Source organism: Streptomyces sp. Isolate_45, from assembly GCF_024721315.2.
Lineage (GTDB): Bacteria > Actinomycetota > Actinomycetes > Streptomycetales > Streptomycetaceae > Streptomyces.
The window spans coordinates 65,082-90,871 of the sequence record NZ_JANFAK020000015.1 but is presented as its reverse complement, the minus strand read 5'-3'; the positions used below and the strand labels follow the sequence as shown (position 1 = coordinate 90,871).

Sequence of the window (25,790 nt, the reverse complement as noted above, 5' to 3'; positions counted from 1 at the left end):
CGGCCTCGGGGCCGGCGGTGCGCGGGTCGAGCGCCTCACGGGGGAGGAGGCCGAAGGCCGTCGGGTCGAAGCGCGTACGGGCCCAGCGGGTGGCGAGCGCGCGTGCGGCGCGTTTGACGATCACGGCCGGAATCATGCGGCCTGATCATCACTCACGGCAACTCCATTGGCCAACGCTCCGGGGTCGGGTGCCGGGTTCCCCGGCACCCGACGGGACATTTCCGCCGACGGCCGGAGAATCCGGGTTCCCGCGGCGCCCCGACCCTGCCCGCCTGCCCCCCGCCTCGTCGCCGGGGCCGGGTCAGTGCGGCAGCGTCGCCGGGGAGCCGCCGTTCGCCTCGTACCCGGCGACCGCCAGTGCCCGGTACACCGCGTACGTCGCGGCCGGGTCCGGCGCCGTCGACCAGGGGAGCGCGCCGACGTACCCGTCCACGTGCCGCACCTGCTCCATCGCCTCCGCCCAGCGCTCCATGTTCACCAGGAACACCAGCAGCAGGTGCCGTACGTGCGCCAGCATCGGGTCGTCCTGCCGCGCCGTGCGCACCGCGTACATCGCGCCCTCCACCGCCCGCGTCACGACCGCGCTCCGGTAGAAGGTCTGCACCAGGTTGACCTCGGGCAGGTGCTCGTACACCGCGAACAGCGGCAGCGCCGCCAGCAGCGAGCCCTGCGGGGCGCGGGCGGCCGCCGCGTGCGCGAAGGCGTCGGCCTTCTCCCGCGAACCGTGCCACTTCTCGCACCAGTAGTGCAGCGCCGCCAGGTGCGCGCCCATGTGCTGGGGCGCCAGGTCGATGATCCGCGCCCACAGGACGTCGAAGTCCGCCTCCGTGTACCCGAGCGCCCGCGCGACCGCCAGCTCGGTGATGTACGGAACCGGGTCGCCCGGGGCCAGCAGCGTCGCCCGGCGGCACGCGTCGCGGGCCTCCTCCAGGATGATCCGGTGATCGGTGGAACCCACGCCGCCCGAGTGCCGCCACGCCTGCTGCACCAGCAGCTCCGCGTGCACCTGGGCGCCGCCCGCGTCCTTCTCCGCCTCCAGCCGCCAGGCCTTCAACCACCGAGCCCCGGCCCCGGGCTCCCGTACGAGCTCCAGCGCCGCCGCCCCGCCGAAGGACTGCACCCGCTGCCAGCGCTGCTCGCCCTCCTTCGGGGTCCCCGCGAGCAGGGCCGACGCGGCCTGCCAGTGGCCGCTGCGCTGGACGTTGCCCAGAGCGTCCATCAGGTCCTGGTCGGGGCCGGGCACCCGGATGTCCAGCTGCTCCTCCCGTACGAAGCCGTAGTCGGCGGGGTCGGCGGCGTCGGGGCTGCCGGGCGCCACCTGGCGGATGCCGCCGGCGAAACCACCCCGCCTGCGGCGCACGTACGGCATCACGACGGCCACCAGCAGGACCACGGCCATCAGGACCAAGAGAATCTCCATGCCGCCAAGCGAACCAGACACACCGGGCCCAAGGCCAATGGTCTGCGTTCCGCTCGGCGGTCCAGGTCAGGAGGCCAGGTCAGCGGCCCGTCGCCCACCGGTCAGGCCAGAAGAGGACCGCGGCCCGGACGGGGCATAGCATCTGCCCATGAGCGACGACAGCCACGAGCACCAGAGCTTCGAGACCCGTGCGATCCACGCGGGCAACACGGCGGACCCGCAGACCGGCGCGGTCGTACCCCCGATCTACCAGGTGTCCACGTACAAGCAGGACGGCGTGGGCGGTCTGCGCGGCGGTTACGAGTACAGCCGCAGCGCCAACCCCACCCGGACCGCGCTGGAGGAGAACCTCGCGGCGCTGGAGGGCGGCCGCCGCGGCCTCGCCTTCGCGTCCGGGCTCGCCGCCGAGGACTGCCTGCTGCGCACCCTGCTCGCGCCGGGCGACCACGTGGTCATCCCCAACGACGCCTATGGCGGCACCTTCCGGCTCTTCGCGAAGGTCGTCTCCCGCTGGGGCGTGGAGTGGTCGGTGGCCGACACCTCCGACCCGGCGTCCGTGCGCGCCGCCCTCACCCCGAAGACGAAGGTCATCTGGGTCGAGACCCCGTCCAACCCGCTGCTCGGCATCACCGACATCGCCGTGGTCGCCGACATCGCGCGCACGGCCGGCGCCAAGCTGGTCGTCGACAACACCTTCGCCTCCCCCTACCTCCAGCAGCCGCTCGCGCTCGGCGCGGACGTGGTCGTGCACTCCCTGACGAAGTACATGGGCGGCCACTCCGACGTCGTCGGTGGCGCCCTGGTCACCGCCGACCCGGCCCTGGGCGAGGAACTGGCCTACCACCAGAACGCGATGGGCGCGGTCGCCGGACCCTTCGACTCCTGGATCGTGCTGCGCGGCATCAAGACGCTGGCCGTGCGCATGGACCGGCACGCGGAGAACGCCGCCAAGATCGTGGAGGTGCTCACCCGGCACCCGAAGGTCAGCCAGGTCCTCTACCCGGGCCTGCCCGAGCACCCGGGCCACGAGGTCGCCGCGAAGCAGATGCGCAACTTCGGCGGGATGATCTCCTTCCGCGTCGTGGGCGGCGAGGAGGAGGCCGTCGCGGTCTGCGGCCGCACCGAGATCTTCACCCTCGCCGAGTCCCTGGGCGGCGTCGAGTCCCTCATCGAGCACCCGGGCCGGATGACCCACGCCTCGGTGGCCGGCTCGGCCCTGGAGGTCCCGGCGGACCTGATCCGCCTCTCCGTCGGCATCGAGAACGCCGACGACCTCATCGCGGACCTGACCCGCGCCCTCGGCTAGAACCCGCCGGACCGGCCGTCGTCACCCGCCCCCGGAGCGCTACCAGCCTTCCAGGGGCGGGGAGACGCCGCTCGACGGAGTCACCCACGGTCGGGTCAGCGAGGCCCACACCGTGAAGGCCACGGCCGCCGCGAACAGCACCGACCAGCCCAGCCGGCGCAGGGCCCGCCTGCGGCGCAGCAGCCGCCTTCCGTGCGTGGCGGCGGCCGCCGCGAGCCCGGCCGGCACCGCCGGGTGCGGGCCCTCCATCAGCTTCCTGACCTGGTCCTCCTTGCGGTCGAGGGGGCTCACGCCGCCCCCCGCCCGGAGCCGGCACCAGGTGCCGGGCCCGCGGCTCGCCCGGCCTCCGTGCCCCGCCCGGTCCTCGACGCCGCCCGCATGGTGGCGACGGCCCGGTTGCACACGGCCTCGACCCGCTCGGGCGGCAACCCCAGCTGCGCGGCCGTGACCTCCTCGGCGACGCCCTCGTGGACCCGCATGACCAGCACGAGCCGCTCCAACGGGCTCAGCCGCGCGAGCACCCCCGTACCGCCCGGGTGCCGCCAGGCCGTGCGGGCGTAAGCCGCGCACAGCTCCTGCCGGGTGTGGTCGTACGGGTCGTCGTCGCGCAGCCGGCTCCAGTGCGCGTACGTACGGGCCAGCGCGCCGGCGAGCAGCCGGCGCGCGGCGTCGGCCTCGGACGGGGGCTCGGCCGTCAGCAGGACCGCGACGTGCAGGAGCCGCCCCGCCGCGCCCGCGACGAAGGCCTCGAACTCCGGGTCGCGCCCCGAACGCCGGTCCACAGCCCACATCTTGCGGCCGGTGCCACCACCCCGGTCAAGGGGTCGGACGGGCCGGGATCAGCGCGTGGGGGTCAGGAGGCGGGGCCGCCCTCGGCGGCGGCCGCCATCAGCTCCGACAGGGAGAGGTTGAAGCGGGTCAGCAGGGTCGTGAAGGACTCGCGCTCCTCCTCCGCCCAGTGCTCGGTCACCCGTGCCATCAGCTCGCGGCGCGAGGACCGCACCTCCTCCAGGCGGGCCAGCCCGCGCGGGGACAGCGCGAGGACCACGGCCCGGCCGTCCTCGGGGTGCGAGGTCCGCCTGACGAGGCCGCTGTCGACGAGCGGGGCGACCTGTCGGGTGACCGTGGACGAGTCGATGCCCATCCCGCCGGCCAGCGCCTTGACGCCCATCGGGCCTTCCAGGTCGAGCCGGTTCAGGAGCAGGTACGCGGCGCGGTCCATCGAGTTGCGCGCCTGGCCGACGCCGCCGAGGCGGGTCTGCTCGGCCCGGCGGGCGAACACCGCGACCTGGTGCTGGAGCGAGTCGAGGAGACCGGCTCCGGCGGGCGCTTCGGCCGCCGTGGGCAGGTCGGAACTGGCCGGGATGGAGGGCATGGCCGTGGGCTCTCTTCGCGTGGGGCCGACAAGGATGGGGGACAGAGTACGCGGCCGTGCGGCGGCCCGTACGCCGCGTTCGAGAACTGGTGCGGCCCATCGGTCCGGCCGCCCCGGGGTCGTCCCGGATGGCGAGATCTCGCCCCTGTCGGCGTGGACTGCGATCCCCGGGCGGAGCGGGCGGGCCGGCTGTCCGCCCGCTGGTCGTCCCTGCGCCGTGACCTGCGGGGGCTGCGAGACTGGCGGTATGAACTACCGCGTGCCCCAGCCCGTCCCCCAGGTCATCCTCGACGACGTCCGGGGGGCCCAGAAGATGCTGTCCGGCGTTTCCCGGGTCACGCCGATGGAGGGCAGCCGGCACCTCTCCTCGCTCACCGGCTCCCCGGTCCACCTCAAGTGCGAGAACCTCCAGCGGACCGGCTCCTTCAAGCTGCGCGGCGCGTACGTGCGCATCGCCGGCCTGCGCCCCGAGCAGCGGGCGGCCGGCGTGGTCGCGGCGAGCGCAGGCAACCACGCGCAGGGCGTGGCGCTGGCCTCCTCGCTCCTCGGGGTCCGCTCCACGGTGTTCATGCCCGTCGGGGCGCCGCTGCCGAAGGTGGCCGCGACCCAGGAGTACGGCGCCGAGGTGCGCCTGCACGGCGAGGTCGTCGACGAGACCCTGGCCGCCGCCCAGGAGTACGCGGAGCGTACGGGTGCGGAGTTCATCCACCCCTTCGACCACCGCGACATCATCGCCGGCCAGGGCACGGTGGGCCTGGAGATCCTGGAGCAGTGCCCCGAGGTCCGCACGATCCTCGTCGGCATCGGCGGCGGCGGGCTCGCCGCGGGAGTCGCGGTCGCGGTGAAGGCCCTGCGCCCCGACGTCAAGGTCATCGGGGTGCAGGCGGCGGGCGCGGCCGCCTACCCGCCCTCGCTCAAGGTCGGCCACCCGGTGTCGGTGGACAACCCGACCACGATGGCGGACGGCATCAAGGTGGGCCGCCCCGGCGACGTCCCCTTCAAAATCATTGGCGAACTCCTCGACGACGTGCGTACGGTCTCCGAGGACGCGCTCTCCAGCGCCCTGCTGCTGTGCCTGGAGCGGGCGAAGCTGGTCGTCGAGCCCGCCGGGTGCAGCCCGGTGGCGGCGTTGCTGAGCGAGCCCGAACTGTACGGCGCGGGCCCCGTGGTCGCCGTTCTGTCCGGAGGGAACGTCGACCCGCTGCTCCTGCAGCGGATCCTGCGCCACGGCATGGCCGCCGCGGGCCGCTACCTGTCGCTGCGGCTGCGGGTCACCGACCGTCCGGGCGCGCTGGCGGGACTGCTCGGGGTGCTGTCCGGGCTGGACGCGAACGTGCTGGACGTCAGCCACGTACGCACCGACCCGCGGCTGGGGCTCACCGAGGTCGAGGTGGAACTGCACCTGGAGACCAAGGGGCCCAAACACTGTGCGGAGGTGGCGCGTTCCCTGCACAGTGCGGGGTACGCGGTCATCGGCTGAACGCGAGGCCGCCGCCCGCTCACGGTCCGGGGAAAAGCATGGCGGGACGCGATATAACGCGATAGGGTGACGGCCGTCGGGATACCGACCATCCGATGTCACCTCAGGAATTGTGCAGGAAAGTCCTGATTCTTCTGGCCTGAAACCATCCGGCCTGAATTGCTCTGGGAGAATCCGTATGCCAGGCGCCATCTATGCCGAAGGACTCGTCAAGACCTTCGGCGACGTAAGGGCTCTGGACGGCGTGGACCTCGATGTCCCCGAAGGCACCGTGCTGGGCCTCCTCGGCCCCAACGGCGCGGGCAAGACCACGACCGTTCGTGTCCTGACCACCCTCCTCCAGCCCGACAGCGGCAGGGCCGTCGTCGCCGGGATCGACGTGCTCAAGCAGCCCAACGAAGTCCGCCGGGCCATCGGGCTGTCCGGCCAGTTCGCCGCCGTCGACGAATACCTGACCGGCCGCGAGAACCTCCAGATGGTGGGCCGGCTCTACCAGATGAAGGCCAGGGCCGCGAAGGCCAGGGCCGACGAGCTCCTCGAACGCTTCAACCTCGCCGACGCGGCCGACCGCACCGCCAAGACCTACTCCGGCGGCATGCGCAGGCGCCTCGACCTCGCGGCCGCCCTCGTCGTCAGCCCGCCCGTGATGTTCATGGACGAGCCGACCACCGGACTCGACCCGCGCAACCGCCAGCAGCTGTGGGGGATCATCCAGGAACTGGTCGCCGGCGGCACCACCCTGCTGCTCACCACCCAGTACCTGGAGGAGGCCGACCACCTCGCGCACGACATCTGCGTGGTGGACCACGGCAAGGTCATCGCCCGCGGCACCTCCGACCAGCTCAAGGCCCGCACGGGCGGCGAGCGCGTCGAGGTCGTCGTCCACGAGCGCGAGCACATCACCACCGCCCGCGAGGTCCTGGCGGGCTTCGGCAAGGGCGAGGCCACGGTCGAGGAGCACACCCGCAAGCTCACCGTGCCCGTCGCGGGCGGCGCCAAGCTGCTCGCCGAGGTCATCCGCGAACTCGACGGGCGCGGCATCGAGATCGACGACATCGGCCTGCGCCGTCCCACCCTCGACGACGTGTTCATCTCCCTGACCGGCCACGCGGCCGAACTCGCCGCGGAGGAGAACGGCGGGGCGCCGACCGACGGCGAGGCCAAGGGCGACGCCAAGGCGAAGGGCCGCAAGGCGCGTAAGGAGACGGCGCAGTGACCCTCACCTCCCCGAACCCGGGCACCTCCCCGACCCCGGACACCTCCCCGACCCCGCAGCTCGCGGCGCCGCGGCCGCGGGGCGGCATCGTCCAGGGCGTCAACGACTCCCTGGTGATAGCCAAGCGGAACCTCATCCGGATGTCCCGCATCCCCGAGATGATCATCTTCGGCGTGATCCAGCCGGTGATGTTCGTCGTGCTCTTCAGCTACGTGTTCGGCGGCTCGATCAGCGTCGGCGGCAGCACCTCCCCGGCGGACTACCGCGAGTTCCTGATGGCGGGCATCTTCGCCCAGACCGTCACCTTCGCCACGGCCGGCGCGGGCGCGGGCATCGCCGACGACATGCACAAGGGCCTGATCGACCGCTTCCGGTCGCTGCCCATGGCCCGCGGCGCGGTCCTCACCGGCCGCACCCTCGCCGACCTCGTCCAGACCACGCTCACCCTCGTCGTCCTGGCGGTCGTGGCCCTGCTGGTCGGCTGGCGCACCCACACCAGCATCGGCGAGGTCCTCGCCGGCTTCGGCCTGCTGCTCCTGCTCGGCTACGCCTTCTCCTGGATCGGCGCCCTGATCGGCCTGTCGGTGCGCACCCCGGAAGCGGCCACCTCGGGCGGGCTGATCTGGCTCTTCCCGTTGACGTTCATCTCGAACGCCTTCGTCCCCTCCGACAACATGCCGACCTTCCTGCGGCACATCGCGGAGTGGAACCCCTTCAGCGCCACCGTCCAGGCGTCCCGGGAACTCTTCGGCAACCTGCCGGAGGGCTACCCCGTCGCGGACGCCTGGCCGATGCAGAACCCGGTACTGGCGTCCGTGCTCTGGTCGGTGCTGATCATCGTGGTCTTCCGCAGCCTCGCGGTCCGCAAGTACCGCTCGGCGACCGTCTGAGACCGCTCCGCACGTGCGAGAGCCCCCGTCCGGAGCGGTCCGGGACGGGGGCTCTCGCGCGCGTGCGCGTGAGGGGGATCAGCCGTTGAAGGGCTTGACGGCCAGGACCTTGACGGTCGCCTGCTTGCCGTTCGGCAGCTCGTACTGGGCGTCCTCGCCGATCTTCTTGCCGTTCACGCCGCTGCCCAGCGGGGACTGCGGGGAGTAGGTCTCGAAGTCCGACGACGCGTACTCGCGGGAGGCGAGGAGGAACTCCAGGGTGTCGTCCTCGTCACCGTCGAAGGCGATGGTGATCAGGGTGCCGGGGGCGGCCACGCCGTCGGACGCGGGCGCGGTGCCGACCTTCGCCTTCTCCAGGAGCTGCGTGAGCTGGCGCACGCGCAGCTCCTGCTTGCCCTGCTCCTCCTTGGCCGCGTGGTAACCGCCGTTCTCGCGCAGGTCGCCCTCCTCACGGGCGGCTGCGATCTTCGTGGCGATCTCCGTGCGTGCGGGACCAGAGAGGTAGTCCAGCTCGGCCTTCAGCTGGTCATACGCCGCCTGCGTCAGCCAGGTGACGTTATCGCTCGTCTGGGTCACGGGTGCTCCTCGTCGGTACAGGGGTATGCAAAGCCGCCGGCGGCGGGCGAAACCACGAGCCTAACAATTCGGGAAGAAAAGGGGGAGGACACCCGATGGGTGAAGTGTGTCATCGCGTTCCGGATACCCGCCGGGGATCCGGTCCCGAAGGGGAGGGCGTTCGAGCGGTCCGGGGTCAGCCGGCCGGGGTCGAGGCGGTCTGGCAACCGACCAGTTCGACCGCCGTCGCGCGACCCGTCGTCCGCAGGGTGACGACCTCGTCCACGCGCGTGTCGCGCTGCGCGAACGTGAAGTCCGCGCGGCCCACCTCGCCGTGCTGCTCGTCCTGGGAGCTGAGGGTGCAGACACCGGTCACACCGGCGTCCTTGCGGACCTCCAGGTGCACCTTGACCTCGGTGTCCGACAGGATCTGGAACTTGATCATCTCGGCGCTCACGCTCTGCCCGCCGACGTAGTCCCAGCCGATCCAACCGACCACGGCCAGCAGGCCTACGCCCAGCACCGAACCGACCACTTTGAGCCTGCGGTCCGCACGCTCGTCCTCGGACCGTCCGTACCGGCCTTCGGGGAGCCCTTCGCGCACCGCGCCCATGATCGTTCCTCTCAGTGGGGAGGGTGAGGCACCCGTTGGAATTTTCCGACCCCCCGTTCGGTCACTATAGAAGCCGACCGTCGCGCCGAATCACAGAGGATCCCGCCTTGACCGAGCAGCTCCGACTGATGGCCGTCCACGCCCACCCCGACGACGAGTCGAGCAAGGGCGCGGCCACCATGGCCAAGTACGTGTCCGAGGGGGTGCCCGTCCTCGTCGTGACCTGCACCGGCGGCGAGCGCGGTTCCGTCCTGAACCCCAAGCTCCAGGGCGACAAGTACATCGAGGAGAACATCCACGAGGTGCGCGCCAAGGAGATGGACGAGGCCCGCGAGATCCTCGGCGTCGACCAGGCGTGGCTCGGCTACGTCGACTCCGGCCTCCCCGAGGGCGACCCGCTGCCGCCGCTCCCCGAGGGCTGCTTCGCCCTCGCGGACGTGGAGGAGGCCGCCGGCGAGCTGGTGAAGAAGATCCGCGCCTTCAAGCCGCAGGTCATCACCACCTACGACGAGAACGGCGGATACCCGCACCCCGACCACATCATGACCCACAAGATCACGATGGTGGCCTTCGACGGCGCGGCCGACACCGAGAAGTTCCCGGAGGCCGAGTACGGCGCCGCCTACCAGCCGCAGAAGCTCTACTACAACCAGGGCTTCAACAAGCCGCGCACCGTCGCCCTCCACGAGGCCCTCCTCTCGCGCGGCCTGGAATCGCCGTACGGGGAGTGGCTGGAGCGCTGGAAGGAGTTCGAGCGCACGGAGCGGACCCTGACCACGCACGTGCCCTGCGCGGACTTCTTCGAGATCCGCGACAAGGCCCTCATCGCGCACGCCACCCAGATCGACCCGGACGGCGGCTGGTTCCGGGTCCCGATGGAGATCCAGAAGGAGGTCTGGCCCACCGAGGAGTACGAGCTGGCGAAGTCGTTCGTCGACACATCCCTCCCCGAGTCCGACCTCTTCGCGGGCATCCGGGAGAATGCGTAGCTATGAGCGCTACGCAGTCAGCCCTGACCCAGCTCCTCCCCCTGGCCGGCGACACCTTCGACAAGAACAAGGTGACCCCCGGAATCCTGGGCTTCATCGTGTTCGCGGCCCTCGCGCTCGGCGTGTGGTTCCTGATGAAGTCGATGAACCGGCACATGGGCCGGGTGGACTTCCAGGAGGCCCCGGAGCCGGCCGCCGCGGGCCCGAAGGCAACGCCGACGGCCAAGCCGGACAGCACGGGCTGACACCCGCACGCGAACGCCGCCCCGCCCGAGAACCCGACGGGGCGGCTGTTCCGGCGCGGCTACGACCGACCGCCCGGGGCGCCGGGACGGACCGGTGCGCGGGGACGGACCGGGGCGCCGGGACGGGCCGGAAGCGGAGGACGGCCGCTCACGCAGGTGGTGGGACCCGTACCCCCATGACCTCCCGCGAGCGCAGGTTCGGGACCATGCCCAACCGCCACGCCTGCCAGCCCTCCGCGGGGTCCACGCCCCGCCCCAGGATCACCCCGTACGTCTCCAGGCAGTCGTCCAGCCGCCCGTCGCGCAGTGGATGCGGGGCCGCCACCAGCCGGGACAGCTCGGCCCGCGCCTCGTCCGGGTCCGCGGGGTCCGCGTACGGCAGCAGCGTGCACCGCAGGAAGCGGGCCCAGTCCTCGCCGCGCAGGTCCCCGTACGAGGCGAACAGGCGCGCCGCCTCCTCGCACAGACCCAGCGCCTGCGAGGTCCGCGCGTTGCCCGCGTCCACCACCGCCAGCTCCAGGCAGGTCCACGCCTCGCCGTGGGCGAGCCCGATCCGCCGGAAATCGGCCCGCGCGTCCATCAGCAGCTGACGGGCGAAGCCGGAGTTCCGCAGGTTCCCCGTCTGCGCCGCCCGCTGGTCGCGGGTGACCCGGCCCGAGTGGTGCCGGGCGTGCGCCAGCCCGTACACGTCCCGCATCCGCGAGAACATCGTCCGCGCCCGCTCCAGCTCCCGGACCGCCCGGTCCCGCTCGCCGCCCTCCTCCAGCGCCTGCCCGAGGTAGTACAGCGTCCACGCCTCCCCGCGGGTGTCCTCCGCCAGCCGGTGCCGGGCCAGGGCGTCGCTCAGCCGCTCCCGCGCCGGACCCGGATCCCCGTCCACCACCCGGGCCCGGCCCAGCTGGGTCAGCGCCCACGCCCGGCCGCGGTCGTCCCGCGTGCGCCCGTACAGGTCCAGGGCCCGGCCCAGCTCCGCCTCGGCCCGCGGCACGTCACCGAGCCGCAGGTACACCTGACCCAGCTGGAAGTGCGCCCACGCCTCGCCGTGCACGCTCTCGTTCTCCCGGTGCAGCACCAGCGAACGCTCCAGCAGGGCCAGCGCCTCCGCCAGGTGCGCCCGGTCGCGTTCCACCGCCGCCAGCGCGTGCAGTCCCCACGCCCGGTCGCCCGCCAGCTCCGGCGCCTCCTGCAGGGCCAGCGCCTCCCGGATGCGGGTCGCCGCCTCCGGCAGGTTGCCCTGGTGGTGCAGGGTGATCCCGAGCGAGACCAGGGCCATCCCCGCCCCCGCCTCCTGCCGGGCCTCCCGGTACTGGTCGACCAGGGAGGTCAGCGTCGTGCGCGACTTGTCCAGCTCGCCGAGCTGACGTGCCGCGATACCGGTGCGCCACTGCACCGAACGCGCCATCCGCCCCTCGTCCACGGCCCGCGTCAGCTCGTTGATCTCCCCCAGCCGGTACAGGTCCCCGCGCAGCAGACAGAAGTCGCAGAGCGCGCCCAACAGGTCCAGGACCGCCTGCTGGTCCACGTCCTCCGCGTGCCGCAGGGCCGCCGTGATGAAGCTGGACTCCTCGTCCAGCCAGCGCAGCGCCGCGTCCAGAGAGGCGAAACCGTGCCCGCCGAAGTGGTTGGCCCGGGTCGACATCTTCCCGTCGACCATCCGGATCACCGAGTCCGCGAGCTGCGCGTAGTCCCGGATCAGCCGCTCCTGGGCGGCGGCCGCCTCCGCCCGGTCCTCGTCCGCCGCCAGCCGCGCCGCCGCGAACGCGCGCACCGCGTCGTGCATCCGGTACCGCTCCCCGCGTACGAGGTCCAGCAGGCCCGCCTGCGCCAGGTCGCGCAGCAGCCGCCCGGCCTCCGCCCGGTCCGAGCCCGTCAGCGCCGCCGCGGCGGACGCGCCGAGCGAGGTCCGCCCGGCCAGTGTGAGTCGCCGCAGCAGCCGCCGCCGCTCCTGCGGCAGCCGTACGTACGCCAGGTCCAGGGCGTGCTCCAGCGAGCCGTCCCCGCCGTCGGAGGCCCGCGCCGCCCCCAGCGGCGCCAGCACGCGCAGCGCCAGCGGCAGCCCGGCCCCCAGCTCCAACAGCCCCGCCTCGGCCTCCGGGCCCGGAGCGGCCGCGCCCGCCGCCCGGGCGCCCTCCCGCAGCACCTGGGCCGCCTCCGGCTCCGCCAGCCGCTCCACCGGCAGCTGGTGCACCCACGCCGACAGGTCCTCGGGCAGCTCCAGCGGCTCCCGCGCCGTGACCAGCACCAGGCTCTCGGAGCGCTCCGGCACGAGCGTGCGCACCTGCGCCGCGTCCACCGCGTCGTCCAGCACCACCGTCACCGGCAGCCCGCGCAGGTGCTGGTGGTACAGCTCGCCGAGCCGGCGCACCTGCTGGTCCGCCGAGGCCCCCTCCCGGAACAGCAGCTGCTCGCGCGGGGCGCCGAGCCGGTTCAGCAGGTGCAGCAGCGCCTCCCGGGTGGGCAGCGGGGCCTCCGGCGCCGCCGATCCTCCCCGCAGGTCCACCAGGCACGCCCCCCGGAACTGGTCCCGCAGCGCGTGCGCCGCCCGCAGCGCCAGGGCCGTGCGGCCGGATCCCGGCTCGCCGTGCAGCACCACGACCACCGGCCGGGTCTCGGTGCTCGCGCGGGCCGCCTGCACCCACTGCGCGATCCGGGTCAGCTCCGCGCGCCGGCCCGTGAACAGGGCGCCGGCGTCGGGGAGCTGCCCGAACGACTGCTCCAGCATGCTGCGCCGACGGGCCTCCGCGCTGCGGTCCGTGCCGCGCAGCGGGGCGACCCCGCCGGAGGGCTGCTTGCCGAGGACCGCCCCGGCCCCGGGGGCCGTGCGGGCGGCTCCTGTTCCGGCTCCCGTACCTGTTCCCGTTCCTGACGCCGGTCCTGTTCCCGTTCCGGCGCTCGGGCCGGCCCCGGAGCCGTTCACCCCGGATCCCGTCCCCGAGCCGGCTCCCGCCCCGGCCGCGGCCCCGCCGCCGATCGTGGCCCGGCCGCGCGGGGGGACCCGTACGGCCGCCGCCGCGGCGCGCTCCCGCTCCAGGAAGGGCCGTATCCCGCGCACCTCCAGCACCGACAGCCACTGGAGCCGAAGCTGTTCAGGCCCGCCCGGGCGGCCCGCGGCACCGGCGCGCCGGTTCGCGGCCGGTACGTGCAGGGCGGTCACCTTCGCCACGGTCGTGGCCGCCCCCGCGACGCCCACGACGATGCCCGCGCTGACCGCCGTACCCGCGTCGACACCGAACGCCAGGTCCGCGCCCGCCGCGGCGACGGCGGCGACGGCCGTCACCAGCAGGGCCGTCGAGGTGTTCCCCCGCCGGAAGGCCTCCCCGAGGGACTGGTCACCGGCCGCGGCCTCGTCCAGCGCGCGGACGTACGCCCCGTACTCCTCGGCCGCCGCCGCGGCCATCCCGTCCAGGGCCTCCAGCCCGCGCGCCAGCAGTGCCTCCTTGACGGCCGGGGGCAGGGGCGCGCCCGCCACGCCGCGCCGGGCCTCCTCGTCGACGGCCCGGGCCAGCAGGCGTTCGGCCTCGACACGATGGCTGTCCCGCATCGGCATCCTCCTCGGAGAGCTCCGCAAACGTGCGCCAAGTGTCCTGCGGGACGATCCCGAACGCGAGTGAATCTGAGCTAGTTCAGAGGGAGTTGGCGTGCAACCGATCACACCGGTGGGCAGCCGCACCACCCGCACCGCCCGTCCCCCGCGCCCCGCCGTCCCCTCGTGGCACCCGCGCGGGGCGCGGTGGCGTGCGTAAGGATGTGCACATGTCCAACCGACTCGCGCACGCCACGTCCCCGTACCTCCTCCAGCACGCCGACAACCCCGTCGACTGGCGGCCCTGGGAGCCGGAGGCGTTCGAAGAAGCCCGCCGGCGCGACGTGCCCGTGTTCCTGAGCGTGGGCTACAGCTCCTGCCACTGGTGCCACGTGATGGCGCACGAGTCCTTCGAGGACGAGCTGACGGCCGCCTACATGAACGAGCACTTCGTGAACATCAAGGTCGACCGGGAGGAGCGCCCCGACGTCGACTCCGTCTACATGGAGGCCGTGCAGGCGGCCACCGGGCAGGGCGGCTGGCCCATGTCCGTCTTCATGACGGCCGACGGCGAGCCCTTCTACTTCGGCACCTACTTCCCGCCCGAGCCCCGCCACGGCATGGCCTCCTTCACGCAGGTCCTCGAAGGGGTGCGGGCCGCCTGGACCGGCCGCCGCGACGAGGTCGCCGAGGTCGCGCAGAAGATCACCCGTGACCTGGCGGGCCGCGAACTCGGCTCGGGCGCCGGATCCGGACTGCCGACCGCCGAGTCCCAGGCCAACGCCCTGCTCCAGCTCTCCCGGGACTACGACCCGGCGAGCGGCTGGTTCGGGAGCGGCGACACGAAGTTCCCGCCGAGCATGGTCGTCGAGTTCCTGCTGCGCCACCACGCCCGGACCGGTTCGGACGGCGCCCGCGAGATGGCGGAGGGCGCCTGCTGGGCCATGGTCCGCTCCAGCCTGTTCGACCAGGTGGGAGGCGGCTTCCACCGCTACGTGCTGCGCCCGAGGCCGGGCGCGGCCCTGGTCCCGCACTTCGAGAAGATGCTCTACGACAACGCCCTGCTGTGCCGCGCGTACGCGCACCTGTGGCGCAGCACCGGATCCGACCTGGCCCGCCGCGTCGCGTTGGCGACCGCCGACTTCATGGTCCGTGAACTGCGCACCGACCAGGGCGGTTTCGCCTCGGCGCTCGACGCGGACAGCGCGGATCCGGTCACCGGGAAGCACGTCGAGGGGGCGTACTACGCCTGGACGCCGGCCCAGTTGACGGAGGTGCTCGGCGAGGAGGACGGGGCGCTGGCACGGGCGTACTTCGGGGTGACCGAGGAGGGCACCTTCGAACACGGCACCTCGGTCCTGCAGTTCCCCGAGGGCGGCCCCGACGTGGACGCCGACCGGCTGGCCGGCATCGAGGAGCGGCTGCTCGCCGCCCGCGCCGCACGGCCCGCGCCCGGACGGGACGACAAGGTCGTGGCCGCCTGGAACGGCCTGGCGATCGCGGCCCTCGCCGAGTGCGGGGCGTACTTCGAGCGCCCGGACCTGATCGAGCGGGCCACCGAGGCAGCCGACCTGCTCGTACGGGTCCACATGGACGGCAAGGCCCGGCTCGCCCGCACCAGCCGGGACGGGGAGGTCGGTCCGAACGCCGGGGTGCTGGAGGACTACGGCGACGTCGCCGAGGGCTTCCTGACGCTGGCCGCCGTCACCGGTGAGGGGGTGTGGCTGGAATTCGCCGGCTTCCTCGTCGACCTGGTCCTGGACCGGTTCACCGCCGAGGACGGCTCGCTCTACGACACCGCGCACGACGCCGAGCAGCTCATCAGGCGTCCGCAGGACCCCACCGACACGGCCGCCCCGTCCGGTTGGACCGCCGCCGCGGGGGCGCTGCTGTCCTACGCCGCGCACACCGGCTCGGTGGCCCACCGCACGGCGGCCGAGCGGGCGCTCGGGGTGGTGCACGCCCTCGGGCCGCGCGCCCCGCGCTTCATCGGGCACGGCCTGGCGGTCGCCGAGGCGCTCGTCGACGGGCCGCGCGAGGTGGCCGTCGTCGGGCATCCGGAGGATCCGGCGCGGGCCGCCCTGCACCGGACGGCGTTGCTGGGGACGGCTCCCGGGGCGGTCGTGGCGATGGGTCCGCCGCGCGCGGCGGACGGCAGCGGCGGCGAGTTCCCCCTTCTGGCCGAGCGCACACTCGTGCGCGACCTTCCGACGGCGTATGTGTGCCGACACTTCGTCTGCGCGCGACCTACGACCGAACCGGGCGAGCTTGCCGAGCAGTTGGGCACGATTCGCCCCTGAAGCACCCGGAGTACCGTCAATTCCGGTTGTCGCACATCGACTCGGAAACGTGGTTTTTATCCGGGCGGCGCCTCAGCTTCATCTTGGCTGCCTAATCTCAAGGCTTCGGGAGTGACCGAGACCGCGCACTGGGGGGTGCGCACCGGGGGGAAGCGGAGGCGGCGGGCCGGGGGGCCCGCACCGCCTCCGGGGGTTCACCGATCGCCGCCTGGGGTTGCGGCATGTCTGTGGGGGACGTTTTGTACACTTCTGTGTTCATCTGCTCCATATCCTTCGCGCTGTTCTGGATGGCCGCGTTCACCCTGTGGTGGCAGATGCACGCGTGGCGCACGCCCGAGACGCTGGCCTCGACACGGTTCGACCGTCCGGACGGGGGCGGCCGGCTGGCCTTCTCGCTCCTGCTGCCGGCCCGTCACGAACAGGCCGTCCTGGAGCACACCATCGACCGGCTGCTCGAATCGAGCCACGCCGACTACGAGATCATCGTCATCGTCGGTCACGACGACCCGGAGACGGCCGCCGTCGCCGAGCGGGCCGAGGCCGGCGCGCCGGGACGCGCGCGCGTCGTCGTCGACCACCACGAGACCAAGAACAAGCCGAAGGCCCTCAACACCGCCCTCCCGCACTGCCGGGGCGACATCGTCGGGGTCTTCGACGCCGAGGACCAGGTCCACCCGGAGCTGCTCTCCCACGTCGACCACGCGTTCCGCGCCACCGGCGCGGACGTGGTGCAGGGCGGGGTCCAGCTCATCAACTTCCACTCCAGCTGGTACAGCCTGCGCAACTGCCTGGAGTACTTCTTCTGGTTCCGTTCCCGGCTGCACCTGCACGCCGAGAAGGGCTTCATCCCGCTCGGCGGCAACACCGTCTTCGTGCGGACGGAGGTGCTGCGCGAGGCCGGGGGATGGGACCAGAACTGCCTCGCCGAGGACTGCGACCTGGGGGTGCGGCTCTCCTCGGTAGGCAAGAAGGTCGTCGTCGCCTACGACTCCGACATGGTCACCCGGGAGGAGACGCCGGGCTCCCTGATGAGCCTGCTCAAGCAGCGGACCCGCTGGAACCAGGGCTTCCTCCAGGTCTACCGCAAGAAGGACTGGCAGCAGCTGCCCGGGCGCGGACAGCGCTGGCTGGCCCGCTACACGCTGATGACCCCGTTCATGCAGGCGGCCTCCGGGGTGATCATCCCGATCAACTTCGCCGTCGCGGTCTTCCTCGACGTACCGGTCGGCGTCGCGATCATCACCTTCCTCCCCATGATCACGGCGATGGTGACCTTCGTGTTCGAGATCGTCGGGCTGCACGATTTCGGCCGCCAGTACGGCCTGCGGGTGCGGTTCGTGCACTACCTCAAGCTCGTCGTCGGCGGCCCCTTCTACCAGGTGATGCTCGCCGGCGCCGCGATCCGCGCGGTCTGGCGCGAGCAGCGCGGCCGCAACGAGTGGGAACTCACCAGCCACACCGGCGCCCACCTGACCGGGGCGACGGCCTCCACCGTGATCCGAGAGGACAGCCACCGGTGACCGCCACCCTGCCCACGGCCACTGATCCCCAGCCCGGCACCGCCGCCGCCGCCACCGCCACCGCCGTCGTCGAGCCGCGCGTCCCCGCCCAACGCGGTCGCGGCGGCCTGGGCGTCCGTCCGCCCGCCCCGGCCCGCCCGCTCGTCCGCTTCCGCTCCTCCCGCCCCGACCTGCTGCTGTGCGGGACGCTGCTGCTGGCGATCCTCCTCGTCCAGGGCTGGAACATCACCAACTTCCCCACCCTGAGCGACGACGAGGGCACCTACCTCGCCCAGGCCTGGGCCGTCCAGCAGGGCGAGGGCCTCGCCCATTACACGTACTGGTACGACCACCCGCCGCTGGGCTGGATCCAGGTCGCGGGGCTGACGTACCTGCCCTCCCTGCTCGTTCCCGAGTCGATGACCGTCGCGCCGATGCGGTTCTCGATGCTCGCCGTCTCCGCGGTCAGCTCCGTACTGATCTACGTCCTCGCCCGCCGCCTGTGGCTGCCGCGTTGGGCGGCCGGACTGGCGATGGGGCTGTTCGGGCTGTCCCCGCTCTCCGTGGTGCTCCAGCGGGAGATCTTCCTCGACAACCTCGCCGTCATGTGGATGCTGCTGGCCTTCTGCCTCGCCGCGTCCCCCAGCCGCCACCTGTGGCACCACTTCGGGTCGGGACTGGCGGCCGCCACCGCCGTCCTGACCAAGGAGACGATGCTGGTGGTGCTCCCGGCGCTGCTGGTGACGATGTGGCGCCACAGCCACCGCGACACCCGCAAGTTCGCCGTCACCGGAGCCGTCACCGCCTGCGCCCTGATCGGGCTCTCGTACCCGCTGTTCGCCCTCCTCAACGGCGAACTGCTACCCGGCGCCGGACACGTCTCCCTGATCGACGGCATCACCTACCAGATGGGCCGACCCGGCTCCGGATTCATCCTCGACCCCGGCTCCGGCTCGCACGGGGTCTTCCGGTCCTGGCTCTACTACGACACCGTCCTGCCGCTGGGCGGACTGGCCGGCGCCGTTCTCCTGTTGGCCACCACACGGTGGTCCGTCACCGCCCGCGCGCTCGCCGGACCGGCCCTGGCCGTCGTGATCCTCGCGGTCGTCGCGATGCGCCCCTCCGGCTACCTTCCCGCGATGTACGTGATCCAGGCCCTGCCCTTCCTCGCCCTGGTCCTCGCCGCCGCGGCGGCGAGCGTCACGCACGCCGTCCTGCGCCGCCACCGCGCGCCGGGGGAGCGCCGAGCGCTGGTCCACACCCGAAGGGTGCTGATCGGCATCCTCGCCACGGCCGCCGCCCTCTACGTGCTCCCGCGCTGGTACGAGGGCAACCGCACCGCGCTGACCGTCGACGCCAACGCCCCCTACCGCCAGGCCGCCGCCTGGCTCGGCAGCGAGGTCGCCGACCCGGCGAACACCCGCGTCCTCGTCGACGACGCGCTCTGGCTCGACGCCGTCCACCACGGGTTCGAACCCGGACCGGGCGCCATCTGGTTCTACAAGGCCGACCTCGACCCGGCCGTCAGCAAGACCCTGCCGGGCGGCTGGCGGGACATCGACTACGTCGTCTCCTCGCCGACCGTGCGTCGTGACGCCGCGGACCTGCCCACCGTGAAGGCTGCACTGGAGCACTCGACCCCGGTGGCCGTCTTCGGCACCGGGGAGGACCGCATCGAGATCCGCCGCACCGACGCCGAGAGTGGGAGCTGAAGCACCATGAGCGAGGACCTGTGGCCCCCGCACGCCCTGGATGATCCGGAAGCCCCTGCTCCACGGGCTTCCGGGGACGGCGGCGTCACCCTGATCATCCCGACCTTCAACGAGTCCGCGAACATCGCGGAGCTACTGGGCCGGCTCACCGACTCCCTGCCCGCCCACCCGCCCTGCGAGGTCCTGTTCGTCGACGACTCCACCGACGACACCCCCGCCGTGATCGAGAAGGCCGCCGCCGACTGCCCCTTCCCCGTCACCGTCCTGCACCGCGCGAGCCCCGACGGCGGCCTCGGCGGAGCCGTCGTCGCCGGGATCGGACGCGCCGCCTCCGACTGGATCGTCGTCATGGACGCGGACCTCCAACACCCGCCGCACCTGGTCCCCGAACTCGTCGGCGAGGGCAACCGCACCGGCGCCGACCTCGTCGTCGCCTCCCGCTACCTCCCCGGCGGTAGCCGCGCCGGCCTCGCCGGCGGCTACCGCGTCGCCGTCTCCCGGGGCGCGACGTGGCTGACCAAGGGCCTCTTCCCGCGTGCCCTGCGCGGCATCAGCGACCCGATGAGCGGCTTCTTCGCGATGCGCCGCACGGCCGTGACCGCCGACGCCCTGCGCCCCCTCGGCTACAAGATCCTGCTGGAGCTCGCCGTCCGCTGCCGGCCCGCGCGGACCGCCGAGGTGCCCTTCGTCTTCCAGGACCGGTACGCGGGGGAGTCCAAGTCCACCGCCCGCGAAGGCCTGCGGTTCCTCACGCACCTGGCCGCCCTGCGCTCGGCGGCACCCCTCGCCCGGATGATCGGCTTCGGCCTCATCGGACTCACCGGGTTCGTCCCCAACCTGCTCGCCCTGTGGCTGCTGACCCACGCCGGCATGCACTACCTCCCGGCCGAGATCGTCGCCAACCAGGCCGGAGTCCTGTGGAACTTCGTCCTCATCGAGCAACTCCTCTTCCGCGACCGCCGCCACCGCCACCGGGCGGACCGGCTGGGCCGGTTCGCCCTCCTCGCCAACGCCGACCTGCTGCTGCGCATCCCGCTGATCGCGCTCTTCGTCGGCAAGCTCGGCCTGGAGGTCCTGCCCGCCACCGCCCTCGCCCTCGTCACCACCTTCGTCCTGCGCTTCGTCGCCACCGAGGCGCTCGTCTACCTGCCGCGCGGATCCCGCGCGGCGGCCCCCACCAGGAGCTGAGCCGCAACGAAAGGACACTCCATGCGAAGGAAGATCCGACGGAGGGCGGGGCGCCGGGCCGCCCTCCTGGCCGTCGGGGCGATGACCGCCGGCCTGTTGCTCACCGCACCCCAGCAGGCCACGGCCGGACCGCCCAACCTGCTCAGCAATCCGGGGTTCGAGACCGCGGGCGCGGCCGGCTCCGACATGCCCTCCTGCTGGTCGAAATCGGGCTGGGGCGACAACGACTTCACCTTCGCCACCGTCGCCGACGCGCACACCGGCACCAAGGCGATGAAGGTCTCCCTCACCCGCCGCGTGGACGGCGACCGCAAGGCCCTCGTCACCGAGAACACCACCTGTGCCCCGACGGTCGTCCCGGGCCGCCAGTACGACCTGTCCGCCTGGTACAAGTCGAACACCCCGGACGTGTCGGTGACCGTCTTCCGGCACGACACCACCGCGGGCTGGCAGTACTGGACCGACCTGCAGAACCCGCCGGTCAGCGCCGCCTGGGCGCGCACGGAGGTCCGCACGCCCGCCGTCCCGCCCAACACCGACAAGATCGCCTGGGGGCTGTCCGTCTACGGCGTGGGCTCCCTCACCACCGACGACTACGCGCTGGAGGAGGTCGGCGTCGTCCCGCCGCAGCCCACCTGCACGGGCACGGCCGAGCAGTGCGCCAAGGGCGCCTGGCAGGTGATACCGGCCCAGAACCCCGTGCGTTCGATGCACGCCGTCGTCCTGCGCAACGGCAAGGTGCTGCTGATCGCCGGTTCGGGCAACGACATCGACCGGTTCAACGCGGGCAGCTTCACCTCCGCCGTGTACGACCCGGTGGCCGGCACGTTCCGGACCATCCCGACGCCCGTGGACATGTTCTGCTCCGGGCACGTGCAGCTCTCGGACGGCCGGGTGCTGGTGATGAGCGGCAACAAGGGATACCCGTCCGCGGACGGCACGGTCGGCTACCAGGGCCTGAAGGACAGTTACGTCTTCGACCCGGCCACCGAGCAGTACACCCGGACCAACGACATGAACGGCGGCCACTGGTACCCGTCCGCCACCATCCTCGGCAACGGCGACGTCATCTCCTTCGGCGGCCTCAAGGAGGACTCCACGGGCAACGTCACCGCGGAGAAGTTCTCGGCCGCGCAGAACAAGTGGCTGCCGATGAACCAGGTCAACCAGACCTGGTCGTACTGGGGCCTGTACCCGTCGATGATCCTCATGCAGGACGGTCGGCTCTTCTACTCGGGCAGCCACACCTTCGGCAACGGCACCCCGGGCACCGGCGCCTCCGTCTACGACTACGACGCCAACACCATCACCGACGTACCGGGCCTGCGCGACAAGGACCGGCGGGACGAGTCGGCGAGCGTCCTGCTGCCCCCCGCCCAGGACCAGCGGGTCCTCACCGTCGGCGGCGGCAACAACGAGACCAACCCGGCGGCCAACCGGCTCACCGACATCATCGACCTGAAGCAGCCCGCACCCGCCTACACGGCCGGCCCCGACCTCCCGCAGGGCCTGGTCGACACCGGCACGGGCAAGCGCCCGCAGACCGGCGCCGAGGGCAAGATGTACGTCTCCGCCGTCCTGCTGCCCGACGGCAAGGTGCTGGAGACCGGCGGCGGCCTCCACGACCGCGCCGACCCGGTCTTCGAGGCCTCCTTCTTCGACCCCACCAGCAACACCTACCAGGCGGGCCTGGCCACCGACCCGATCCCGCGCACCTACCACTCGGGCGCGTTCCTGTTGCCCGACGGTCGGGTCATGTCCGTCGGCGACAACCCGGGCAACGGCACCTACAACCACGCCGTCTCGATCTACACCCCGCCCTACCTGTTCAAGGGCCCGCGCCCGCAGCTCACTTCGGTGATCGACACGCAGTGGGTGTACGGGGACACGCAGCGGATCACCGTCGACCGCCCCATCGCCAAGGCCGAACTGATCCGCCCCGCGGCGGTCACCCACTCCTCCGACCCCAACCAGCGGTTCGTCGACCTCCCCATGACCGTGGTCAACGGCACCACCATCGACCTCAACGTCACCAGCAACCCCAACCTGGCGCCGCCCGGCTGGTACATGCTGTTCGGGGTCGACGCGGCCGGCGTCCCCTCCGTCGCCACCTGGGTCCACCTGGGCGGCGCCCCGCTCCTCGCGGCCCGCGACGAGCAGCCCGCCGCACACGAGCACACCTTCGCGAACGAGCTGGCCGCCCCGAAGAAGAACCCCGCCCCGCGGGACTCGGCGCCCGTCGCGCCGAGCGTGGCCGGCTGCGACCGGCACTACGGGACGGCGACCGTCTGCGTACCGACCCGCTTCCCGGCGGAGGTGAAACCGACGACGAAGGCCCGCTGCGAGTGGCTGGCCTCCCACCGCTACCCGAAGCGCATGAAGGTCAACGGCAGCGACCCCCTGCGCCTCGACCAGGACGGTGACGGCCGCACCTGCTGAGCCCGCGGCCCGCAACGAGGGGGCCCGCAACGAGGGGGCCCGCAACGAGGGGGCCCGCAACGAGGGGGCCCGCAACGACGGGGCCCGCAACGACGGGGGCCCGGCCGCGTCACCGCGACCGGGCCCCCGCACGCGCCGCGCGTCAGTGCTGGTAGGCGGCCATGGAGATGCCGACGTAGTGCGCGACGAAGGCGGCCAGGGTCAGTGAGTGGAAGACCTCGTGGAAGCCGAAGAAGCGGGGGGAGGGGTTGGGGCGCTTCATGCCGTAGATGACGCCGCCCACGCTGTAGAGCAGTCCGCCGACGATCACCAGGACGAGCACGGCGATGCCGCCGGTCCGCATGAAGTCCGGCAGGAAGAAGACCGCCGCCCAGCCCATCGCGATGTAGCAGGGGGTGTAGAGCCAGCGCGGGGCGCCGACCCAGAAGACGCGGAAGGCGATGCCGGCCGCGGCCGCGATCCACACCGCCCACAGCAGGGTCCGCCCCGTGGAGGGCGGCAGCAGCAGGACGGTGAGCGGGGTGTAGGTGCCCGCGATGATCAGGAAGATGTTGGCGTGGTCGAGGCGTCGCAGGATGGCCTCGCCGCGCGGGCCCCACGTACCGCGGTGGTAGACGGCGCTGACGCCGAACAGCAGGCAGGCCGTGAGGATGTACACCCCGCAGGCCACCCGGGCCTCGGTCGTGTCGGTGAAGGCCATCAGCACCAGCCCCGCCACGATCACGGCGGGGAACATGCCCAGGTGGAGCCAGCCGCGCAGCAACGGCTTGGCCTCCAGGGCGGACTCGACCGCCTCGACGGCCTCGACGACCGGGGAGGGCTCGGCGGCCGGAACGGCGGCGTCAGAAGTCATGGCCAACATGCTACCTACGGGTCCGTAGGTCACCGGTAGCCGTCTTCACGCGATCTTCGGAAGGCCGTCTTTACGGAAGATTGACGGGAGTGGCCATGCTCACGTGAGAGGCCCCCTGGACATATGCGCACATCCACCGGATGATCAGATGAGTGCGGTCGGCACCGGATGAGCGGAGCGCGAAGCGTCCGGGTCGCAGCCCCCACGGGGCAAACACCAAACAAACCCCTCAACAAGGAGCAATCGTGGCGCGCGACAACGCGGCTCCCACTTCCGTACCGACGAATCACGAGGCGCTGATCTCCTGGGTGGACGAGATCGCAGCCCTCACCCAGCCGGACCGCGTCGTCTGGTGTGACGGCTCCGAGGCCGAGTACGAGCGCCTGTGCGAGGAGCTCGTCGCCAAGGGCACGTTCAAGAAGCTCGACGGGACCAAGCGCCCCAACTCGTACTACGCCGCCTCCGACCCCTCCGACGTCGCGCGCGTCGAGGACCGGACCTTCATCTGCTCCGAGAAGGAGGAGGACGCGGGCCCGACCAACCACTGGAAGGCCCCCGCCGAGATGAAGGAACTCTTCATCGGCGCGGAGGGCGGCCAGGGCGAGCAGGGCATCTTCCGCGGCTCCATGAAGGGCCGCACGATGTACGTCGTCCCCTTCTGCATGGGTCCCCTCGGCTCCGAGCTCTCCGCGATCGGCGTCGAGATCACCGACTCCGCCTACGTCGCGGTCGCCATGCGCACCATGACCCGCATGGGCAAGGCCGTCCTCGACGAACTCGGCACCGACGGCTTCTTCGTCAAGGCCGTCCACACCCTCGGCGCTCCGCTCGCCGAGGGCCAGGACGACGTGCCGTGGCCCTGCAACACCACCAAGTACATCTCGCACTTCCCCGAGACCCGCGAGATCTGGTCGTACGGCTCCGGCTACGGCGGCAACGCCCTGCTCGGCAAGAAGTGCTACGCCCTGCGCATCGCGTCCGTCATGGCCCGCGACGAGGGCTGGCTCGCCGAGCACATGCTGATCCTCAAGCTCACCCCGCCGGCCGGCGAGGGCGGGGCCGAGGCCGCCAAGTACCTGGCCGCCGCCTTCCCCTCCGCCTGCGGCAAGACGAACCTCGCCATGCTGGAGCCCACGATCCCCGGCTGGACCGTCGAGACCGTCGGTGACGACATCGCCTGGATGCGCTTCGGCGAGGACGGCCGGCTCTACGCGATCAACCCCGAGGCCGGCTTCTTCGGCGTCGCCCCCGGCACCGGCGAGCACACCAACGCCAACGCCATGAGGACGATGTACGCCAACACCGTCTTCACCAACGTCGCGCTCACCCCGGACGGCTCCGACGTCTGGTGGGAGGGCATGACCGAGGAGGCCCCGGCCGAGCTCATCGACTGGAAGGGCAACCGCTGGACCCCGGAGTCCGACGCCCCGGCGGCCCACCCCAACGCCCGCTTCGCCGTCCCCGCCTCCCAGTGCCCGACGATCGCCCCCGAGTGGGAGGACCCCAAGGGCGTCCCGATCTCCGCGATCCTCTTCGGCGGCCGCCGCGCCTCCGCCGTCCCGCTGGTCACCGAGTCCTTCGACTGGAACCACGGCGTCTTCATCGGCTCGAACATCGCCTCCGAGAAGACCGCCGCCGCCGAGGGCAAGGTCGGCGAACTGCGCCGCGACCCCTTCGCCATGCTGCCGTTCTGCGGTTACAACATGGGCGACTACATGGGCCACTGGGTCGACGTCGCCAAGGACAAGGACCAGTCCAAGCTCCCGAAGATCTACTACGTGAACTGGTTCCGCAAGAACGACGCGGGCAAGTTCGTGTGGCCCGGCTTCGGCGAGAACAGCCGCGTCCTGAAGTGGATCGTCGGCCGCCTCGACGGCACCGCCGAAGGCGTCGAGACCCCGATCGGCGTCCTGCCGACCGTCGACTCCCTCGACACCGACGGCCTGGACCTGCCCGCCGCCGACCTGGAGTTCCTCCTCACGGTCGACAAGGACATCTGGCGCGACGAGGCCGCCCTGGTCCCCGAGCACCTGAACACCTACGGCGACCACACCCCCAAGGAACTGTGGGACCAGTACCACGCGCTCGTCGAGCGCCTGGGCTGACCGCCCCGCCCCGCCACTGCCGGGGCCACGAACGTGGGAGCCCCCGACCAAGCGGTTCCCACCGCTGCACACCGACCTGCCT

General features: G+C 72.3%; 20 protein-coding genes. 12 read left to right on the top strand and 8 right to left on the bottom strand.

What is annotated here, in order from left to right; genetic code table 11:
• Positions 1 to 301 precede the first annotated feature (301 nt).
• Positions 302 to 1,420 carry a hypothetical protein gene (locus NOD94_RS08090; protein ID WP_281205059.1) on the bottom strand — a complete coding sequence of 373 codons (1,119 nt, stop codon included), beginning with the start codon at positions 1,418 to 1,420 and terminating at the stop codon, positions 302 to 304.
• Between the two features lie 148 nt (positions 1,421 to 1,568).
• On the opposite strand from NOD94_RS08090, the gene NOD94_RS08085 reads away from it, so the two are divergent.
• The gene (locus NOD94_RS08085) at positions 1,569 to 2,726 is read left to right on the top strand and encodes a cystathionine gamma-synthase (protein ID WP_281205058.1); all 1,158 of its coding nucleotides are present in this window, start codon (positions 1,569 to 1,571) and stop codon (positions 2,724 to 2,726) included.
• A gap of 39 nt (positions 2,727 to 2,765) precedes the next feature.
• On the opposite strand, the gene NOD94_RS08080 is transcribed toward NOD94_RS08085, so the two are convergent.
• The 3 genes from NOD94_RS08080 to NOD94_RS08070 all read right to left on the bottom strand — a co-directional run bounded on the left by NOD94_RS08080 (position 2,766) and on the right by NOD94_RS08070 (position 4,101).
• Complete coding sequence (locus NOD94_RS08080) at positions 2,766 to 3,017, bottom strand: hypothetical protein (RefSeq protein WP_281205057.1); 252 nt, start codon at positions 3,015 to 3,017, stop codon at positions 2,766 to 2,768.
• Positions 3,014 to 3,517, bottom strand: coding sequence for a sigma factor-like helix-turn-helix DNA-binding protein (locus NOD94_RS08075; protein ID WP_281205056.1), 504 nt, complete (start codon positions 3,515 to 3,517; stop codon positions 3,014 to 3,016). Before NOD94_RS08075 ends, NOD94_RS08080 begins: the two co-directional genes overlap by 4 nt.
• 62 nt (positions 3,518 to 3,579) lie before the next feature.
• On the bottom strand, positions 3,580 to 4,101 hold the full coding sequence (locus tag NOD94_RS08070) for a MarR family transcriptional regulator (protein ID WP_281205055.1): 522 nt from the start codon (positions 4,099 to 4,101) through the stop codon (positions 3,580 to 3,582).
• A 247-nt stretch (positions 4,102 to 4,348) separates the two neighbouring features.
• Between NOD94_RS08070 and ilvA the strand changes: the two genes are divergently transcribed.
• The 3 genes from ilvA (at position 4,349) to NOD94_RS08055 (ending at position 7,687) form a co-directional block, all read left to right on the top strand.
• Entirely contained in the window at positions 4,349 to 5,581 is a 1,233-nt protein-coding gene (gene ilvA, locus NOD94_RS08065; protein WP_281205054.1) for a threonine ammonia-lyase, read from the top strand.
• Positions 5,582 to 5,759: 178 nt separating this feature from the next.
• A complete protein-coding gene (locus tag NOD94_RS08060) occupies positions 5,760 to 6,797 on the top strand; it encodes an ATP-binding cassette domain-containing protein (RefSeq protein ID WP_281205053.1) in 1,038 nt (345 codons plus the stop codon).
• Positions 6,798 to 6,883: 86 nt separating this feature from the next.
• The gene (locus NOD94_RS08055) at positions 6,884 to 7,687 is read left to right on the top strand and encodes an ABC transporter permease (RefSeq protein WP_281205066.1); all 804 of its coding nucleotides are present in this window, start codon (positions 6,884 to 6,886) and stop codon (positions 7,685 to 7,687) included.
• Positions 7,688 to 7,765: 78 nt separating this feature from the next.
• On the opposite strand, the gene greA is transcribed toward NOD94_RS08055, so the two are convergent.
• Both greA and NOD94_RS08045 read right to left on the bottom strand, forming a co-directional pair.
• Positions 7,766 to 8,263: a transcription elongation factor GreA gene (greA, locus tag NOD94_RS08050; RefSeq protein ID WP_281205052.1), complete on the bottom strand. Its 498-nt coding sequence runs from the start codon at positions 8,261 to 8,263 to the stop codon at positions 7,766 to 7,768.
• Positions 8,264 to 8,438: 175 nt separating this feature from the next.
• Positions 8,439 to 8,855, bottom strand: coding sequence for a DUF4307 domain-containing protein (locus NOD94_RS08045; protein WP_281205051.1), 417 nt, complete (start codon positions 8,853 to 8,855; stop codon positions 8,439 to 8,441).
• Positions 8,856 to 8,962: 107 nt separating this feature from the next.
• On the opposite strand from NOD94_RS08045, the gene mca reads away from it, so the two are divergent.
• Together mca and NOD94_RS08035 are read left to right on the top strand one after the other, a co-directional pair.
• Positions 8,963 to 9,844, top strand: a complete 882-nt coding sequence (mca, locus tag NOD94_RS08040) for a mycothiol conjugate amidase Mca (RefSeq protein ID WP_281205050.1) — start codon at positions 8,963 to 8,965, stop codon at positions 9,842 to 9,844.
• 2 nt (positions 9,845 to 9,846) lie between these two features.
• On the top strand, positions 9,847 to 10,089 hold the full coding sequence (locus NOD94_RS08035) for a hypothetical protein (RefSeq protein ID WP_281205049.1): 243 nt from the start codon (positions 9,847 to 9,849) through the stop codon (positions 10,087 to 10,089).
• 148 nt (positions 10,090 to 10,237) lie between these two features.
• Here the strand turns inward: NOD94_RS08035 and NOD94_RS08030 are convergent, their stop codons facing one another.
• Complete coding sequence (locus NOD94_RS08030) at positions 10,238 to 13,630, bottom strand: tetratricopeptide repeat protein (RefSeq protein WP_281205048.1); 3,393 nt, start codon at positions 13,628 to 13,630, stop codon at positions 10,238 to 10,240.
• Positions 13,631 to 13,842: 212 nt separating this feature from the next.
• Here NOD94_RS08030 and NOD94_RS08025 point away from each other — a divergent pair, with 212 nt between their 5' ends.
• From NOD94_RS08025 to NOD94_RS08005, 5 genes are all read left to right on the top strand, one after another.
• A complete protein-coding gene (locus NOD94_RS08025) occupies positions 13,843 to 15,912 on the top strand; it encodes a thioredoxin domain-containing protein (RefSeq protein WP_281205046.1) in 2,070 nt (689 codons plus the stop codon).
• A 239-nt stretch (positions 15,913 to 16,151) separates the two neighbouring features.
• Positions 16,152 to 17,432, top strand: a complete 1,281-nt coding sequence (locus NOD94_RS08020) for a glycosyltransferase (RefSeq protein ID WP_281205045.1) — start codon at positions 16,152 to 16,154, stop codon at positions 17,430 to 17,432.
• A gap of 107 nt (positions 17,433 to 17,539) precedes the next feature.
• Entirely contained in the window at positions 17,540 to 19,123 is a 1,584-nt protein-coding gene (locus NOD94_RS08015; protein WP_281205065.1) for a phospholipid carrier-dependent glycosyltransferase, read from the top strand.
• Between the two features lie 6 nt (positions 19,124 to 19,129).
• Positions 19,130 to 20,311 (top strand): glycosyltransferase family 2 protein, encoded by a 1,182-nt coding sequence (locus NOD94_RS08010; RefSeq protein ID WP_281205044.1) that lies wholly within the window; start codon positions 19,130 to 19,132, stop codon positions 20,309 to 20,311.
• Positions 20,312 to 20,332: 21 nt separating this feature from the next.
• Complete coding sequence (locus NOD94_RS08005) at positions 20,333 to 22,750, top strand: galactose oxidase-like domain-containing protein (protein ID WP_281205043.1); 2,418 nt, start codon at positions 20,333 to 20,335, stop codon at positions 22,748 to 22,750.
• A 142-nt stretch (positions 22,751 to 22,892) separates the two neighbouring features.
• On the opposite strand, the gene NOD94_RS08000 is transcribed toward NOD94_RS08005, so the two are convergent.
• Positions 22,893 to 23,609: a hemolysin III family protein gene (locus NOD94_RS08000; protein WP_281205042.1), complete on the bottom strand. Its 717-nt coding sequence runs from the start codon at positions 23,607 to 23,609 to the stop codon at positions 22,893 to 22,895.
• Positions 23,610 to 23,848: 239 nt separating this feature from the next.
• On the opposite strand from NOD94_RS08000, the gene NOD94_RS07995 reads away from it, so the two are divergent.
• Entirely contained in the window at positions 23,849 to 25,708 is a 1,860-nt protein-coding gene (locus NOD94_RS07995) for a phosphoenolpyruvate carboxykinase (GTP) (protein ID WP_281205041.1), read from the top strand.
• Positions 25,709 to 25,790 lie beyond the last annotated feature (82 nt).